Raw genomic sequence first — 14896 nt, 5'->3', positions numbered from 1 at the left:
CAAATGAAAAGAATACTTATCACTGGAGCAGCTGGGTTTTTAGGATCACATCTGTGCGATCGATTCATCAAAGAGGGCTATCACGTTATCGGAATGGACAACTTGATTACGGGCGATTTAAAGAATATTGAACATCTATTTAAATTAGAGCAGTTTGAGTTTTATCATCATGATATTACCACATTTATTCACGTTCCAGGAGAGTTAGATTATATTTTGCATTTTGCATCACCTGCAAGTCCAATTGATTACCTAAAAATTCCGATTCAAACCTTAAAAGTTGGTTCTCTAGGAACACACAATTTATTGGGTTTGGCCCGAGTAAAAAAAGCGCGAATTTTAATCGCTTCGACATCCGAAGTTTACGGAGATCCATTAGTTCATCCACAAACCGAAGAATATTATGGAAACGTAAACACCATAGGACCTCGCGGAGTATATGACGAAGCCAAGCGTTTTCAAGAATCAATTACCATGGCTTATCATACTTTTCATGGTTTAGAAACTAGAATTGTCCGTATTTTTAATACGTATGGACCGCGAATGCGCTTAAACGACGGGCGTGTTATTCCGGCCTTTATTGGTCAAGCACTGCGTGGCGAAGATTTAACCATTTTTGGAGACGGAATGCAAACGCGATCGTTTTGTTACGTAGACGATCAAGTAGAAGGTATTTTTAGATTGCTGCATTCTGATTATGTGTATCCAGTAAATATTGGAAATCCAGACGAAATTACCATTAAAGATTTTGCTGAAGAAATCATAAAGCTTACCGGAACGAACCAGAAAGTGGTGTATCATCCGTTGCCAATAAACGATCCGTTACAAAGACAACCAGATACGACTAAAGCTAAGGAAATTTTAGGTTGGGAAGCCAAAGTGAATCGCAGCGAAGGAATGAAAATTACCTACGATTATTTTAAATCGCTGTCCAAAGAGGAACTTTCTAAAGAAGAACACAAGGACTTTTCAGAGTATATCAAATAAAAAATAGCCAAAAGTTACGTTTTTTTTATCATAAAGTAACTTTTTAGCGTAGTTTACAAATAGTAAAATTTCTCGGATAACTCTGTAAGTGAATTTTGATTTTGATGTAAATTGATCCGTATACCATAAAATTCACTAAACCAAACGTACATGCGCAATACAACAGGAAGATATTCAGGGTATATTCGCCCTTTTTCCTATGTGTCTGATGTTTTGATACTTAGTTTTTTTGGCTTTTATTTTTTTAATTTTCCACAAAGAGAAGTTCCATTTTACCTGCTTTTAAGTTCCGTATGGCTGATTATAGCTGCACAGCTTGGTTTTTATGAAGTATATCGGTACACCAATGTAGTCAGTATACTCAACTGCGCTGTTAAACAGTTTGTATTGTTTACTATTTCTCTATTATCTATTGTTTATTTGTATGGTGAGCAAACAAGTTTTACAACACTGTTTAGTTATTTAGGAAGTGTTGCATCTTGCATTGTTATTTTAAAATTAGTCATCTATTATTTTTTAAAGGAATTCCGATTGCATTACGGCGGAAATTTAAGAAGAGTAATTTTAATAGGTTCTCCTGAGAAAGTAGCGCCTTTACAGACCTTTTTCTCCGAAAATTTAGAATATGGATATAAGGTTTGTAACTCCTTTTCACTAGAAGAAAATATTGAAAAGGAGTTACAGGAAGCATTTTCTTTTATAATCGAAAACAAGATGGATGAGGTGTATTGTGCGATGAGTGATTTAACTCAACCTCAAATACAAATGCTCATTGACTTTGCAAATAATAATTTAAAAACGCTTAAATTTATTCCGGATGACAACCAGATTTTATCGGGAAGTTATGTTTTTCAGTACTACGGTTATCTGCCCATAGTTGCATTACGAGACATTCGTTTGTACGAGACATACAATAAAATTGCGAAGCGTATTTTTGACATCTTGTTTTCAGTACTCGTTATTGTGGGAGTTTTAAGTTGGTTAACTCCTATTTTAGCTTTTTTAATAAAGCTGGAATCCAAAGGACCCGTTTTTTACAAACACCAAAGAAATGGATTAAGTAATAAAGTCTTTACTTGTTACAAATTTAGATCGATGCAATTTTCTAAGGATGAGAAATACGATCCAGTTTCTAAAGTTGATTCTAGAGTGACAGCAATAGGCCAATTTTTAAGACAAACTAGTTTGGACGAATTTCCACAGTTTTATAATGTATTAAAGGGAGAAATGTCGGTCGTCGGACCAAGACCGCACATGATCAGTTATACCGAACAGTATGCTTTGAAAGTGAATAATTTTATGATTCGCCATTTTATTAAACCTGGAATTACTGGATTGGCACAAACAAAAGGATACCGTGGTGCAGTAGAAAATGATTCAGATATTATTAATCGCTTCAAATATGACATTTTTTATATGGAGAATTGGTCTATTTTACTAGATATTGAAATTATCTTAAAGACGATATATAATATCTTAAAAGGAGATGAAAAAGCGTATTAGTATGAAAGAACCGTTAGTATCTATTATAACTCCTGCTTTTAATTCGGAAGCCTTTATTGCTGAAACGATAAAATCTGTTTTAAATCAAACCTATGAAAATTGGGAAATGATTATTATCGATGATGGTTCTACTGATAATACGGCTGAACTGATTTTGAACTATGTAAAAAACGACAATCGAATACAATTCCATTCTTTAAATAAAAATAGTGGAACAGGTGTAGCTAGAAATTTTGCACTCGAAAAAGCCTCGGGAAAGTATATCGCTTTTTTAGATTCAGACGATTTGTGGAAGCCTAAAAAACTTGAAAAGCAGGTTCATTTTTTAGTGGAAACGCAAGTTCCGTTTACCTTTTCGTATTACGACTGTATTAATGAAAACGGACAAATTTTACATAAAAGAGTAGAGGCGCCAAGCATTCTAAGTTACAGACAATTGTTTTTTTGTAATTATATCGGAAATCTTACTGGAATTTATAGTACCGATTATTTTGGAAAAATTACGATTGATAAGAGCCGAAAGCGACAAGATTGGATATTGTGGTTGACTATTTTAAAACAAATCAAGAAGGCAGAACCAGTAACCGAAAGTCTGGCTTTTTATCGCGTACGAGACAATTCTATTTCAGCATCTAAAGTTAAATTACTGAAATATAATTTTGGCGTTTATCGCAATTTTCATAAGTATAATTTGCTGAAAGCGTCGCTTTGTATGATTGGTTTTTTATTCACCCAATTAGTGATTAAAACGAAATACGTAAAGAATATGACGTAATTGCTAGCGAAGCGATTACTTTTTAAAACCAATTTTTGTTCTCGGTTTTTCTGTTTCTTTTTTATCTGTTAGTTCATCCAAATAAGAAAAAACCAGTTCAATATTTTTACCTTGATTCTCCAATTTCTTTTGAATTTGAACAATATCCAATTTCATTTCGGTGGTATCAAGTAGCATTTGTCTCACCTTCGTGAAAATTCGCATGATTTGTATGTGGGTCTGAATGGCTGTATCGCTCTTTAAGACATTAGATAACATCAGTATTCCATGTTCGGTGAAAGCCATTGGAGCGTAACGCAAACCCATCTTGTCTGAATTGGAGGTCACAAATTGTGACCTCCAATTTTCAAATTCTAATTTCGTGAGTTCAAACATAAAATCTCCGGGAAATCTTGAAATATTTCTTTTAACAGCTTGTTTTAAAACTCTCGTTTCAATTCCGTAAAGTACAGCTAAATTTCTGTCAAGCATTACTTTTTGATTTCGGATGTAATAAATGGCATTCGAAATAGTCTCTTCTGAAAGTATAAGATTTGCGCTCATAGGTTTGAAAATAAAACACAAATATAGGAATTTATTTACTTTATATAAATGAAGTAAATTGTTTTAATTTTCCGCGGTTGCTTCGATTTAAAACTGCTTTTCGATTAAAAGTAAATTTCAAATTGGGTTCTAAATAACTAGCAATTGCTTTTTGAATTTGATCCATCTTCGCAGAAGTTAATTCACTTTCACTTACGTAATCAACTTCAAATGTGTCGATTTTGGTTTGTTTGATGATAAATTCCTTTACTTTTCCATCGTCTTCAATTAAACTTTTAGTCACATAATAAAACGTCAATCCTGGCGCTTTTTTGCCACTTGGCAAATGGGCAAAATCATTCGTTCTGCCGATAAGTTGCTTGAGAATTGGTTTTTGAAGTGTGCTTTTTTCATCTAAAATACCCAAATCACCAATTTCGTAGCGAATAAATGGATGTGCCTTATTGAACAAAGAAGTGATTACAATTTTTCCCATTTCGCCGTAAGGCAACACTTGATTGTTATCGTCTAGAATTTCGATGAATAAAGTTTCTGCATTGACTTGCCATTCGCCTTGCGGGTTTTCAAAAGCAATCAAATCCAATTCAGAAGCACCATATTCATTGACAATCGGAATTCCGAATTGTTTTTCAAGCAGTATTTTATCACTTTCAAACAACATTTCAGAAGTCACAATACAAACTTTTAAAGTGGGGCAAACCTCTTTTAAAACTATATTTTTTTGTTGTAAAAACTTGGCAAATAGAACAATTGAGCTCGTATAACCGTTGAGGTAATCGAATTTTTTAGTTTGAAAATTTTTCAAGAAACCTTCTAAAACAGAATCCGACAAATCAAAAATAGGAAATCGAAATCGATGACTTAAAAAATCTTTGAAACGCTCTTTTTTGTTTCCGATAAAATCACTTGGAATTCCGTAAAAACGAGCTTGATAGGAAGAGTTAAAATCAATACCGTACCAGCCAAATCGCAACATATTGGATGCCCAAGTTAAAGCATGAGTTTTTTTATCTTTCGCAAAAATAAACGGAGTTCCACTAGAACCCGAGGTTGTATTGACGAAACTATTTTTAACCGAATATCCTTTGGAAAGTCTATTTTGTAAAGGTTGTTGCAAATCTTTTTTAGTCAGTATTGGAAGATCTTCCCACTGAGGTATGTTTTCTACACCGACTAAATCTTGATAAAAAAGATTATTTTTTAAATGAAAATGTACAATTTCCATCTTTTTGTTTTCTAAAAAATTTTGGTATTCCTTCTCTTTAAGTTTCAGAATTTCTTTCAATTGTGCTTTTGCTTCCTGAATGGGGAAGCCGTTAAGCCGCAGCGAAAGATCAAAAAGTCGAAACATAAATGCTTATTTTTTTCAAAAATACTCTTTAGCGGCAATTATCTTTCGGGAATCACGAAGTTTTTAAAAATTAATTATTTTTTACGTACAAAAGCAATTATTTTTGCAGATCCTCCAAAAGGCGGGCAAGCAACTAAATACAACTACAACATGACAATTTTATTACTGGGTTCAGGCGGAAGAGAGCATGCTTTTGCATGGAAAATGATTCAGAGTCCGCTTTGTGAAAAACTTTTTGTAGCACCAGGCAATGCAGGTACAGCAGCGATTGCAACGAACGTCGCTATGAGTGCAACCGATTTTGAAGCGATAAAAACATTTGTGATTAAAGAAAATGTTAGCATGGTCGTTGTTGGTCCAGAAGATCCTTTGGTAAAAGGTATTTATGATTATTTCAAAAACGACGAAAGTCTGCAGCATATTCCAGTAATTGGTCCGTCAAAAGTAGGTGCAACATTAGAAGGAAGTAAAGAATTTGCAAAAGAATTTTTAGTACGTCACAACATTCCGACAGCAGCTTATGACAGTTTTACGGCTGAAACGGTAGAAAAAGGATGTGATTTCTTGACAACGTTGCAACCGCCGTACGTGTTAAAAGCGGATGGTTTAGCAGCAGGAAAAGGTGTTTTGATTATTCAAGATCTAGCGGAAGCTCAAACGGAATTAAGAAACATGTTGATAGGACAAAAATTTGGCGAAGCGAGCTCTAAAGTCGTAATCGAAGAATTTTTGGACGGAATTGAATTGAGTTGTTTTGTATTAACGGATGGAAAAAATTACAAGATTTTACCAACGGCTAAAGATTACAAACGAATTGGTGAAGGTGACACGGGATTGAATACAGGCGGAATGGGAGCTGTTTCTCCAGTTTCTTTCGTAGACGATGTCTTGATGGAAAAAATCGAAACACGTATCGTTAAACCAACAATTGACGGCTTTCAAAAGGACGGAATTGAATATAAGGGGTTTGTTTTTATCGGCTTAATTAATGTGAACAACGAACCAATTGTTATTGAGTATAATGTTAGAATGGGAGATCCAGAAACCGAAGTCGTAATTCCAAGATTAAAAACGGATTTGGTAGCACTGTTTCAAGCAGTTGCTAAACAAGAATTGGATACTATCGATTTAGAAATTGATCCTAGAAGTGCAACAACCATTATGGTGGTTTCAGGTGGTTATCCAGAAGAGTATGAAAAAGGAAAGGAAATTTCAGGTATTGAAAAAATAACCGATTCTATTGTTTTTCATGCGGGAACTTCGCTAGAAAGTGGAAAAGTAGTAACCAACGGAGGTCGTGTACTTGCAATCACTTCTTATGGAGAGGACTTTAAAGAGGCCATTAAGAAATCATATCAAAACATAGATAAAATACATTTTGATCAAATGTATTTTAGGCGCGATATCGGAAACGATTTGTAGTAAAACTAAAAAAGTCCTAATCAACGATTAGGACTTTTTTATTATTTTAAAAATGAGTGAGCCGTTGTGTCTTGATTTTCTGTTCCCGCGTCATCAAAAATGCGTAATTGTTTAATCCAGTATACGATTGCACATGCGCAGATAATCATGAAGATCCAGTTGATTGCGTTAGCACCGAACCATGATTTTAACTCTAACGCGCGGATAAGATCTAGCGGCACAAGTAAAAAATCAACAAAAAGAGTTTTTATTCCTTCAAAAAATGCTTTCATAATTTATAAATTATTATGTTATTTATTGTTTTATAGCGTATTGAAGTAAGATTGAGAATCTTTTTCCAACAAGTTAGTTTCGTTTTTTAAACAAGTATTATATTTACAGTCACAAAAGTATAAAATATCCTTATGATTACAAGTGTTTTTAAAAAATCTACACCATTAAATTATTCTTTAATCATAATTTTAATGCTGTTGTTCTTTTTTATATATCAATTTCAAGATTTGTCTTGGTTTGGATCCGCTATTTCTATTGTAGAAAAAGTAGTATTGATTAGTGTTATTTTAGCTTCTATATTGGTAACGAATTTCATTACTAAAAAGAACGGCCTGAGTAAAGACAATACTTATGTAGTGTTTTTTTACTTTTTACTGTTTGTCTTTTTTCCAGATTCGTTTAGTAAGTCCAATATTATTTTGGCAAACTTTTTTCTCTTATTGGCTTTGCGTCGTTTAATATCGCTACAATCTTTAAAATCGGCTAAGGAGAAAATTTTTGATGCATCTCTATGGATTATTGTAGCCTCTTTGTTTCAATTTTGGTGCATTTTATTTTTAGTACTGGTTTTTATATCGATAATTTTTCACGTTGCAGGCGATTATCGAAACTGGATTTTACCATTTATAGCTTTACTCGCTGTAGGAACTTTATTTATTGCCTTCGCATTGCTGTTTAATATTGATATTCTTTCGTACTATCAAAACAGAGCGCATATGGATTTCAGTATTTCCTACTTTGCTAAAAGTTCACAAAATTGGGCCTTGTCCATCTATTTTACTGTTGCTTTATGTTTTGTTTTTTTAATGGTAACTAGTTTATCTAAACGTCCATTATTACTGCATTCTTCTTATAAAAAAGTGGTGGCTTACTTTTTTATTGCCATTTTAGTGTATTTAGTTTCTCCAGATAAAAGCAATGATTTATTAGTCTTTACAGTTGCGCCTTTAGCAATTATGGCCACGAGTCAGATCGAATTTGTGCAGCAGAAAATCACTAACGAATTAACTTTTGGAGCTTTAATTCTATGCAGTTTATTTGTCTTTTTTGCGCAATTATAATTTAGTACCGTAAGCCAAATCGCCTGCATCACCTAAACCAGGAACGATGTAATTTTTCTCGTTCAAATGACTGTCTAAAACGCCAACCCACAAATGGCAATTGTCTGGTAAATTTGCTTTTGCATACGCAATTCCTTCGGGAGCGGCTATAACTACTGCGATATGAATTTCTTTTGGAGTGCTGTTCTGCATCAATTTTTCGAAAACAGCAACCAACGAATGTCCAGTGGCCAACATTGGATCAACTAGCAAAAGGGTTTTGTCATCTAAAGAAGTTAGTGCTTGATATTCTACTAAAATCACAAATTCGCTGTCGTTATTAGGATGATGACGACTGGCCGAAACAAATCCGTTCTCGACACCATCGAAGTAATTTAAAAAACCAATATGCAACGCCAAACCGGCACGCAATATCGAGCACAAAACTAAGTCGTCGGCGATTTCTGTGGTATTTTTAATTCCTAATGGCGTTTGTATTTCGACGTTTTTATACGCTAAATTTTTACTGATTTCGTACGCCATTATTTCGCCAATCCGCTCAATATTTCTTCTAAATCGCATGCTGTCTTTTTGAACATTTACGTTTCGAATTTGCCCCAAAAAGTGATTTAAAACGCTGTTGTTTTCAGATAAATAATGAATTTGCATGATTTTTTAATTTGAGTTTAAAAAGGCTAAAGTTTAATTTTTTTTTGAGAACCATAAATGTATAAAAAGTATCTTTGTATCTCTTACTAAATATAAAATCATGTTTTCAAAATTAGCTTATTCTGTTTTCGAACAAAGTATCAAAGATTATCATCAGTTTGATAATGTGGACCAGCCAATAAATAATCCTTTCCCGAAGGATAAATTTGAGCACCTATTATATTTGAAAAATTGGATCGACACGGTTCAATGGCATTTTGAAGATATCATTCGTGATCCGCAAATTGATCCTGTCGCAGCTTTGGCTTTAAAAAGAAGAATTGACGCTTCCAATCAAGAGCGTACGGATATGGTAGAATATATTGACGGTTATTTTTTACAAAAATACAATGAGGTCAAAGTAAAAGACGGAGCAAAAATTAACTCAGAAAGTCCAGCTTGGGCATTTGATAGATTGTCAATTTTAGCTTTGAAAATTTATCATATGAATGAAGAAGCAACTCGTGCAGCAGCTTCGCAAGAGCATAGAGATAAATGCCAGGAAAAACTAAATGTGCTTTTGGAGCAAAGAAGTGATTTGTCTACAGCGATTGATGATTTATTGAACGACATCGAGAATGGTGACAAATTTATGAAAGTGTACAAGCAAATGAAAATGTACAACGATGATGATTTGAATCCAGTTTTATATCAAAATAAAAAATATTAGTTGGAGCATTTTCCAGCTTTCCATTACAATTCCTCACAAAAAAAGTATAGTTTCTATTGTTCTAAAAAGAGCTTCCGTTGGTCGCTTTTTTAGAACAAGAAACTTTTCTTTTTTTGCTCCGGGATTTTCATTTCAATCTGGGCTAGGACAGGTAATAGTCGAGCATAAACATTTGTAATTTGTCAGCTAAAATTCAACATATTGCCGTCATGAGACTTTCTGCTATGGGAGATGTCGCGATGACCGTTCCAGTTTTGCGTGCTTTCGTAGAACAAAATCCAGCAGTAAAACTGACGGTAATTTCACGTCCATTCTTTAAACCATTTTTTGACGGAATTCCAAATCTTACTTTTTTTGCTTTTGATGAAAAACAAAAACAGAAGGGATTTTTAGGATTACTTCGGTTGTACAAAGATTTAAAAAAACTTAAAATAGATGCTTTTGCCGATTTACACAATGTCTTGCGCTCGCAAATTGTTCGGAATCTTTTCTCTCTGAGCGGAAAAAAAGTGGCAGCCGTAGATAAAGGTCGTCAAGGAAAAAAAGAACTAACACGCGCCGAAAATAAAATTTTCAAACAGCAACCGAACATGTTTGAAAGACATTTAAAAGTGTTTGAAGAATTAGGATTTACAATAGATTTATCAAATCCAGCTTTCCCCCAAAAAGCCACTTTAAGCGCAGAAATAACCCGTTTGATAGGAGTGAAGTACGATAAATTAATCGGTATTGCTCCTTTTGCGCAATACGACGCTAAAGTATATCCATTAGATTTAATGCAAGAAGTCATTGCAAGTTTGGCTGATAATACAGAGCACACCATTTTACTTTTTGGAGGTGGAGCAAAAGAAATCGAAATTTTAGAGAGTATTGCAAAGCCTTTTAAAAACGTTGTTAATTTCGCCGGAAAAATTAAATTTCAAGAAGAATTAAAATTGATTAGCAACCTCGATGTCATGCTTTCTATGGATTCTGGAAACGCGCACATTGGAGCAATGTTAGGAATAAAAGTCATCACGTTGTGGGGTGCAACGCATCCTTACGCGGGTTTTTTACCGTTCAATCAATCCCTAGAAACTGCTTTAGTTTCAGACAGAGAAAAGTATCCGTTACTGCCCACTTCGGTGTATGGAAATAAAGTTGTTGAAAACTATCAAGAGGCCATGCGAACTATTTTTCCACAAGAAGTGGTTTCGACTGTTCAGTCTTATTTAGGCTAAATAGTAAGATAATTCAATTTTTGAAGTAGTAGTAAAATCGGAATATTATTGAATTTTTTCACAACCAAATTCCATTTTCACGACATCTCAGCGTCAAAAATCTTTTGAGATTTGAAATAGATTCTTCAAAATCGGGCGGTTCTAGTCCAAAACGGATGAACTCTTTTTGTTGTTTTTCGGCTGCTTCACAAGCTTTTACAATTTCCTTGAGCATGTCGAGCATAATGAGTTGTTTGCTTTCTTTTTGGTCGAATTTTAAATCAATCAATTCATCTTGCAATTTTTAACAATAATCTAAAAGATCTTCTACTTCTTTTTCCTCGAGAAGATGTGGTTTGTTTTTGAAAAGTTCACGAGGATTTTTCATCTTCAAAGGATTTTAAGTGTTGGTGTCAAAGCAATTCTAAATAAAAAATAAAACACGCAAATTATACGGATTGTGCCAGATTTATTAGGGATAAAAAATCTGCGAATCTGCCAAATCTGCGTGTTCATTTTAATTATTTACAAAACTACAGACTTCCAACTAAGATCTGTCATCTGCATACTATTTGCTAGACATCATCATAATCGACATAGATAGTTTCTGATGTTGGGTGCGCTTGACAAGTCAAAATCAGTCCACTCTCAATTTCTTTATCAGTTAAAATAGAGTTCTTAGACATTTCGGCACTTCCAGAAGTTACGCGAGCCAAGCAGCTGCTGCAAATTCCGCCTTGGCAAGAATAAGGTGCATCGATTCCTTGCTTTAGCGCAGCATCTAAAATGGTTTGTTTTTGAGACATTTCAAAAGTAACCTCGTCATCATCTACTAAAATTGTGATTTTCGAATGTCCTTCGAGAGAAGCATTGATCACATTTTCTTCAGAGGAAGAAGTAAATAGCTCAAACTTAATAGCCGAATCTTTTACATTTTTTTCTTTTAAAATTTCTGTAACCGTGTTAATCATAACTTCGGGACCACAAAGATAAAACTTATCAAATTCTAATTCTTTGTGCTTATTATTCAATACAAAATTCACAGCCGATTTCTCAATTCTTCCAAACAAAGCATTTTCTACTTTAGATTGACTGTAAACATAATGAACAAAAAAGCGACCAACATATTGCAACTGTAAATCGTGTAACTGCTCATGAAATATAGTTTCTTCGGCAGTTTTATTTCCGTAAACCAATACAAATGAGCTTTTTGGTTCGCTTTTTAGAACTGATTTTATGATCGAAAGTACTGGCGTAATTCCGCTACCGGCTACAAAAGCAGCATAGTTTTTTTGACGATCTGCGTCTGGTTCAAATATAAATTTACCTTCTGGTTGTCCTACTTCCAATAAATCACCAGCCTTTAATTTTGTAGTAGCAAACTGCGAAAATAATCCGTCTTTTACGGCTTTGACAGCAATACGCAATTCGCCGCTTTCTGGTGAAGAACAAATAGAGTACGCTCTTCTTATTTCTTGATTATCAATGGTTAAACGTAAGTTAACATATTGACCCGCAACAAATGTATAGTCGGGTTGTAATTCTTGTGGTACATTAAAAAGTATTGAAACTGCCCCTGGAGTTTCGCGCTTTACTTCTTTTATAGTAAGTTTTTTGAATGAAGGCATAATGCTAATTTTTAGGCAAAGATAATAAACGAAATTTGTTTTTACTTAACAGAAAATGATATTGACTATACATAAGAATCATATGTATAAGAAAGTTATGTATATTTGTGTTTCAAAAGCATAAGACAAATGAAAAATTCACAATTATATAAGGGAAGTTTAAATACCATAATTATGAAGTTATTGGAAGAAAATGATAAGATGTACGGCTATGAAATTACGCAAAAAGTAAAAGCAATTACATTGGGAGAACTTATTATTACCGAAGGTGCTTTGTACCCTGCTTTGCATAAATTAGAGGCCGAAGGATTGTTGGATGTCGAAATAGAAAGAGTAGACAATAGGTTGCGTAAATATTATAAACTAACAGAATCCGGTCGAAAAGAAACGGCGAATCGACTTGTTGAACTAGAAAATTTTATACGAAATATGCAATCATTAGTTAATCTAAAATTAGAATTTTAAACCGTTTACTATGAAACTAACCACCAAACAAATTGCACTTATCGATGAAACTTTGGTTTTGAATACTCTCACATACTCCGACATTAAATACGAAGTTATCGATCATATTGCTACCGAGATAGAAACCATTTTATCTGATAAAAATATTGGTTTTGAAAATGCTTTACAAATAGTTTTCGATAAATGGAACAGACAACTAAAAACGACTACGCTTGGTTTTTCAGTATGTTATTCTCTTTCGGGACCCAAAATAGCAATGGACAAAATGTCTAGAATTGTAAGAAACGAATTAAAGTGGGCGTTAGTTTTTTTAGTACTTATCGCGGCATCTCTAACCACGCTCATTTATAATTTTGAAAGTACCACTCCGTTTATAAAAACTACAAGAATAGCATTAAAAGTTTCGTTGTTGGCCGCTTTTATAATTTACGTAGTCGGCAAAATCTTAATGTTTAAATCAAACTTTACTACTACGTTCTCCAAGGTGTATGATCGAAGATTCGTTTTGGTGGTACTTTATGCGGTTGGCTTTATTTTTAACATATTACCAATTTTGCCAGATACTACTTCATCCAACAGAAATATCATTTCTTTGATTTTTGTGTTTTTGTATCTATTTTACAGTATAAGCTCTTTTGTGCTATTGACAAAACATTATCAGTTAAAAGCAAAATACCAAATACTCTAATGGAGTAAACTAGCAAACTAGATTTTTACTTTTACAATCCAACTTCAAAAAAAGTAATCGCTTAAAACCACGCTTTCAGAGTAGATTATAAAATAATTTGTAACGTTTTCTTACATTTTAATACCAACTAGAAAACTTATATACATGTATTATGTTTAAAAATTTTATTTATCTCGAATGGAAGTCTTTTTCACGGTCTGCTTCTTTTGGAACCAACATCGTTTTAAAAATTTTAATGGCTTTTTTGGTACTATACTTTACAGTCGTTTTTTTAGCCATGGGAGTTGGTGCTTTTTATGTACTCAAAAAGATGAGTTTGGAACCGTTGGCAACCATCAATAAATTTTTGATTTATTATTTCTTTTTTGATCTGGCGATCCGGCTGATTTTTCAAGCTATTCCGGTGGTAAATATTAAACCACTTTTGGTAATGAATATTAAAAAAAACAGCATCGTTCATTTTTCACTTTGGAAAACATTTCTAGCCTTTTTTAATTTAATTCATGTCTTTTTCTTTGTGCCATTTTCCATCGTATTATTGATCGAAGGTTATGATGCTCTTGGTGTTATTGCCTGGAGTCTTGCAATGTTTTGCATGATCTATTGCAATAATTTTTTAAATTTATTACTAAGCAATATAGATAAGCTTTTTACTTTTTTCTTGGTACTGGTTGGTGTGTTAGCCGCTTTACAATATTATCAGTATTTTGATATTACACAACATACGGCACCATTTTTTCAGGCGCTGTACCAAAATACAATAGTGGTTATAGTGCCATTTATAGTTTTTGCGCTGTTGTATGTACTAACATTCAAATTCTTTAAAAATAATTTATTTTTGGATGCTGGACTATCAGAGAAGCATGATATCGCCCGAACCGAAAACTTGACTTGGCTCAATCAATTTGGTACTTTAGGTACTTTTCTTAAAAATGACATTAAATTAATTAAAAGAAATAAACGTTCAAAAACGACGATTCTCATGAGCTTCTTGTTTTTGTTTTACGGTTTTATCTTCTTTAATTCTACACAACCGGCAGCGATGCAAATATTTGCTGGAATTTTTGTCTCTGGCGGATTCTTGTTTGTCTTTGGTCAATTTGTTCCTAGTTGGGACAGTTCCTACTATCAATTGATGATGACACAAAATATTCCGTACCGAGGTTATCTTAATGCCAAATGGTGGTTAATCGTAATTGCAACTATTATCTCCACCATTTTAGCTTCTTTTTATATTTATGTAGGATGGCAATTTTATTTATTAATCGTAGTGGGCGCGATCTACAACATTGGCGTTAATTCGCATTTGGTTTTATTGGGAGGTGCTTACACTAAAACACCAATCGACCTAACCTCTAGCAAAGGTGCTTTTGGCGATAAAAAAGCATTTAATGTTAGTGCGATGTTGCTTACGCTACCAAAAATAATTCTTCCTGTTTTATTGTATGGAATAGGCCTGTATTTTGACAATACTACAATTGGACTCGCGTTGGTGGCAGGTGCTGGAGTGCTCGGTTTTATTTTTAGAAACAGCGTTTTTGCTTTTATCGAAAAAAAATATAAATCCGAAAAATATTCAACGATCGCCGCATACAAACAAAAGAAGTAGTTGAGAAGTAGAGTAAATAAGTAACAGTTAAACAT

16 protein-coding genes are annotated in these 14896 nt (G+C 33.6%); 10 read left to right on the top strand and 6 right to left on the bottom strand.

Going from position 1 to position 14896, the window contains the following annotated elements; translation table 11 throughout:
* The first annotated feature begins 3 nt into the window (after positions 1-3).
* The 3 genes from ACRASX_RS04925 (at position 4) to ACRASX_RS04915 (ending at position 3265) form a co-directional block, all read left to right on the top strand.
* On the top strand, positions 4-987 hold the full coding sequence (locus tag ACRASX_RS04925) for a UDP-glucuronic acid decarboxylase family protein (RefSeq protein ID WP_432222617.1): 984 nt from the start codon (positions 4-6) through the stop codon (positions 985-987).
* Positions 988-1137: 150 nt separating this feature from the next.
* Positions 1138-2490 carry an exopolysaccharide biosynthesis polyprenyl glycosylphosphotransferase gene (locus tag ACRASX_RS04920; protein ID WP_432222616.1) on the top strand — a complete coding sequence of 451 codons (1353 nt, stop codon included), beginning with the start codon at positions 1138-1140 and terminating at the stop codon, positions 2488-2490.
* A gap of 1 nt (position 2491) precedes the next feature.
* A complete protein-coding gene (locus tag ACRASX_RS04915; RefSeq protein WP_432222615.1) occupies positions 2492-3265 on the top strand; it encodes a glycosyltransferase family 2 protein in 774 nt (257 codons plus the stop codon).
* A gap of 15 nt (positions 3266-3280) precedes the next feature.
* Here ACRASX_RS04915 and ACRASX_RS04910 read toward each other — a convergent pair whose 3' ends face one another.
* Both ACRASX_RS04910 and ACRASX_RS04905 read right to left on the bottom strand, forming a co-directional pair.
* Complete coding sequence (locus tag ACRASX_RS04910; RefSeq protein WP_432222614.1) at positions 3281-3808, bottom strand: ORF6N domain-containing protein; 528 nt, start codon at positions 3806-3808, stop codon at positions 3281-3283.
* Between the two features lie 40 nt (positions 3809-3848).
* Entirely contained in the window at positions 3849-5159 is a 1311-nt protein-coding gene (locus ACRASX_RS04905) for a phenylacetate--CoA ligase family protein (protein WP_432222613.1), read from the bottom strand.
* Positions 5160-5309: 150 nt separating this feature from the next.
* Here ACRASX_RS04905 and purD point away from each other — a divergent pair, with 150 nt between their 5' ends.
* The gene (gene purD, locus ACRASX_RS04900) at positions 5310-6581 is read left to right on the top strand and encodes a phosphoribosylamine--glycine ligase (RefSeq protein WP_432222612.1); all 1272 of its coding nucleotides are present in this window, start codon (positions 5310-5312) and stop codon (positions 6579-6581) included.
* A gap of 41 nt (positions 6582-6622) precedes the next feature.
* On the opposite strand, the gene ACRASX_RS04895 is transcribed toward purD, so the two are convergent.
* On the bottom strand, positions 6623-6853 hold the full coding sequence (locus ACRASX_RS04895) for a DUF6341 family protein (RefSeq protein WP_066312107.1): 231 nt from the start codon (positions 6851-6853) through the stop codon (positions 6623-6625).
* A 132-nt stretch (positions 6854-6985) separates the two neighbouring features.
* Between ACRASX_RS04895 and ACRASX_RS04890 the strand changes: the two genes are divergently transcribed.
* A complete protein-coding gene (locus ACRASX_RS04890) occupies positions 6986-7915 on the top strand; it encodes a DUF6427 family protein (protein ID WP_432222611.1) in 930 nt (309 codons plus the stop codon).
* Here ACRASX_RS04890 and upp read toward each other — a convergent pair.
* Positions 7910-8563, bottom strand: coding sequence for a uracil phosphoribosyltransferase (gene upp, locus ACRASX_RS04885; RefSeq protein ID WP_066312105.1), 654 nt, complete (start codon positions 8561-8563; stop codon positions 7910-7912). The two genes, ACRASX_RS04890 and upp, sit on opposite strands and share 6 nt — an antisense overlap.
* A 100-nt stretch (positions 8564-8663) precedes the next feature.
* Between upp and ACRASX_RS04880 the strand changes: the two genes are divergently transcribed.
* Both ACRASX_RS04880 and ACRASX_RS04875 read left to right on the top strand, forming a co-directional pair.
* Positions 8664-9272: a DUF4254 domain-containing protein gene (locus ACRASX_RS04880; RefSeq protein WP_432222610.1), complete on the top strand. Its 609-nt coding sequence runs from the start codon at positions 8664-8666 to the stop codon at positions 9270-9272.
* Between the two features lie 209 nt (positions 9273-9481).
* Positions 9482-10492, top strand: a complete 1011-nt coding sequence (locus ACRASX_RS04875; protein ID WP_432222609.1) for a glycosyltransferase family 9 protein — start codon at positions 9482-9484, stop codon at positions 10490-10492.
* Between the two features lie 58 nt (positions 10493-10550).
* Here ACRASX_RS04875 and ACRASX_RS04870 read toward each other — a convergent pair whose 3' ends face one another.
* Positions 10551-10760 (bottom strand): hypothetical protein, encoded by a 210-nt coding sequence (locus ACRASX_RS04870; protein ID WP_432222608.1) that lies wholly within the window; start codon positions 10758-10760, stop codon positions 10551-10553.
* Positions 10761-11046: 286 nt separating this feature from the next.
* On the bottom strand, positions 11047-12099 hold the full coding sequence (locus tag ACRASX_RS04865) for a ferredoxin--NADP reductase (protein ID WP_066312098.1): 1053 nt from the start codon (positions 12097-12099) through the stop codon (positions 11047-11049).
* A gap of 129 nt (positions 12100-12228) precedes the next feature.
* On the opposite strand from ACRASX_RS04865, the gene ACRASX_RS04860 reads away from it, so the two are divergent.
* The 3 genes from ACRASX_RS04860 (at position 12229) to ACRASX_RS04850 (ending at position 14861) form a co-directional block, all read left to right on the top strand.
* Complete coding sequence (locus ACRASX_RS04860; RefSeq protein ID WP_432222607.1) at positions 12229-12564, top strand: PadR family transcriptional regulator; 336 nt, start codon at positions 12229-12231, stop codon at positions 12562-12564.
* Between the two features lie 10 nt (positions 12565-12574).
* Positions 12575-13252 carry a hypothetical protein gene (locus ACRASX_RS04855; RefSeq protein ID WP_432222606.1) on the top strand — a complete coding sequence of 226 codons (678 nt, stop codon included), beginning with the start codon at positions 12575-12577 and terminating at the stop codon, positions 13250-13252.
* Between the two features lie 151 nt (positions 13253-13403).
* Entirely contained in the window at positions 13404-14861 is a 1458-nt protein-coding gene (locus ACRASX_RS04850; RefSeq protein ID WP_432222605.1) for a DUF5687 family protein, read from the top strand.
* Positions 14862-14896 lie beyond the last annotated feature (35 nt).

It is taken from the genome of Flavobacterium sp. TMP13, from assembly GCF_050847115.1.
Lineage (GTDB): Bacteria > Bacteroidota > Bacteroidia > Flavobacteriales > Flavobacteriaceae > Flavobacterium.
The sequence above is the reverse complement of the archived record's forward strand: the minus strand, read 5'-3'. Positions and strand labels throughout refer to the sequence as shown.

Coding starts and splice junctions, on each gene's coding strand:
- ACRASX_RS04925 (WP_432222617.1), top strand. CDS start 4: ATGAAAAGAATACTTATCACTGGAGCAGCTGGGTTTTTAGGATCACAT.
- ACRASX_RS04920 (WP_432222616.1), top strand. CDS start 1,138: ATGCGCAATACAACAGGAAGATATTCAGGGTATATTCGCCCTTTTTCC.
- ACRASX_RS04915 (WP_432222615.1), top strand. CDS start 2,492: ATGAAAGAACCGTTAGTATCTATTATAACTCCTGCTTTTAATTCGGAA.
- ACRASX_RS04910 (WP_432222614.1), bottom strand. CDS start 3,808: ATGAGCGCAAATCTTATACTTTCAGAAGAGACTATTTCGAATGCCATT.
- ACRASX_RS04905 (WP_432222613.1), bottom strand. CDS start 5,159: ATGTTTCGACTTTTTGATCTTTCGCTGCGGCTTAACGGCTTCCCCATT.
- purD (WP_432222612.1), top strand. CDS start 5,310: ATGACAATTTTATTACTGGGTTCAGGCGGAAGAGAGCATGCTTTTGCA.
- ACRASX_RS04895 (WP_066312107.1), bottom strand. CDS start 6,853: ATGAAAGCATTTTTTGAAGGAATAAAAACTCTTTTTGTTGATTTTTTA.
- ACRASX_RS04890 (WP_432222611.1), top strand. CDS start 6,986: ATGATTACAAGTGTTTTTAAAAAATCTACACCATTAAATTATTCTTTA.
- upp (WP_066312105.1), bottom strand. CDS start 8,563: ATGCAAATTCATTATTTATCTGAAAACAACAGCGTTTTAAATCACTTT.
- ACRASX_RS04880 (WP_432222610.1), top strand. CDS start 8,664: ATGTTTTCAAAATTAGCTTATTCTGTTTTCGAACAAAGTATCAAAGAT.
- ACRASX_RS04875 (WP_432222609.1), top strand. CDS start 9,482: ATGAGACTTTCTGCTATGGGAGATGTCGCGATGACCGTTCCAGTTTTG.
- ACRASX_RS04865 (WP_066312098.1), bottom strand. CDS start 12,099: ATGCCTTCATTCAAAAAACTTACTATAAAAGAAGTAAAGCGCGAAACT.
- ACRASX_RS04860 (WP_432222607.1), top strand. CDS start 12,229: ATGAAAAATTCACAATTATATAAGGGAAGTTTAAATACCATAATTATG.
- ACRASX_RS04855 (WP_432222606.1), top strand. CDS start 12,575: ATGAAACTAACCACCAAACAAATTGCACTTATCGATGAAACTTTGGTT.
- ACRASX_RS04850 (WP_432222605.1), top strand. CDS start 13,404: ATGTTTAAAAATTTTATTTATCTCGAATGGAAGTCTTTTTCACGGTCT.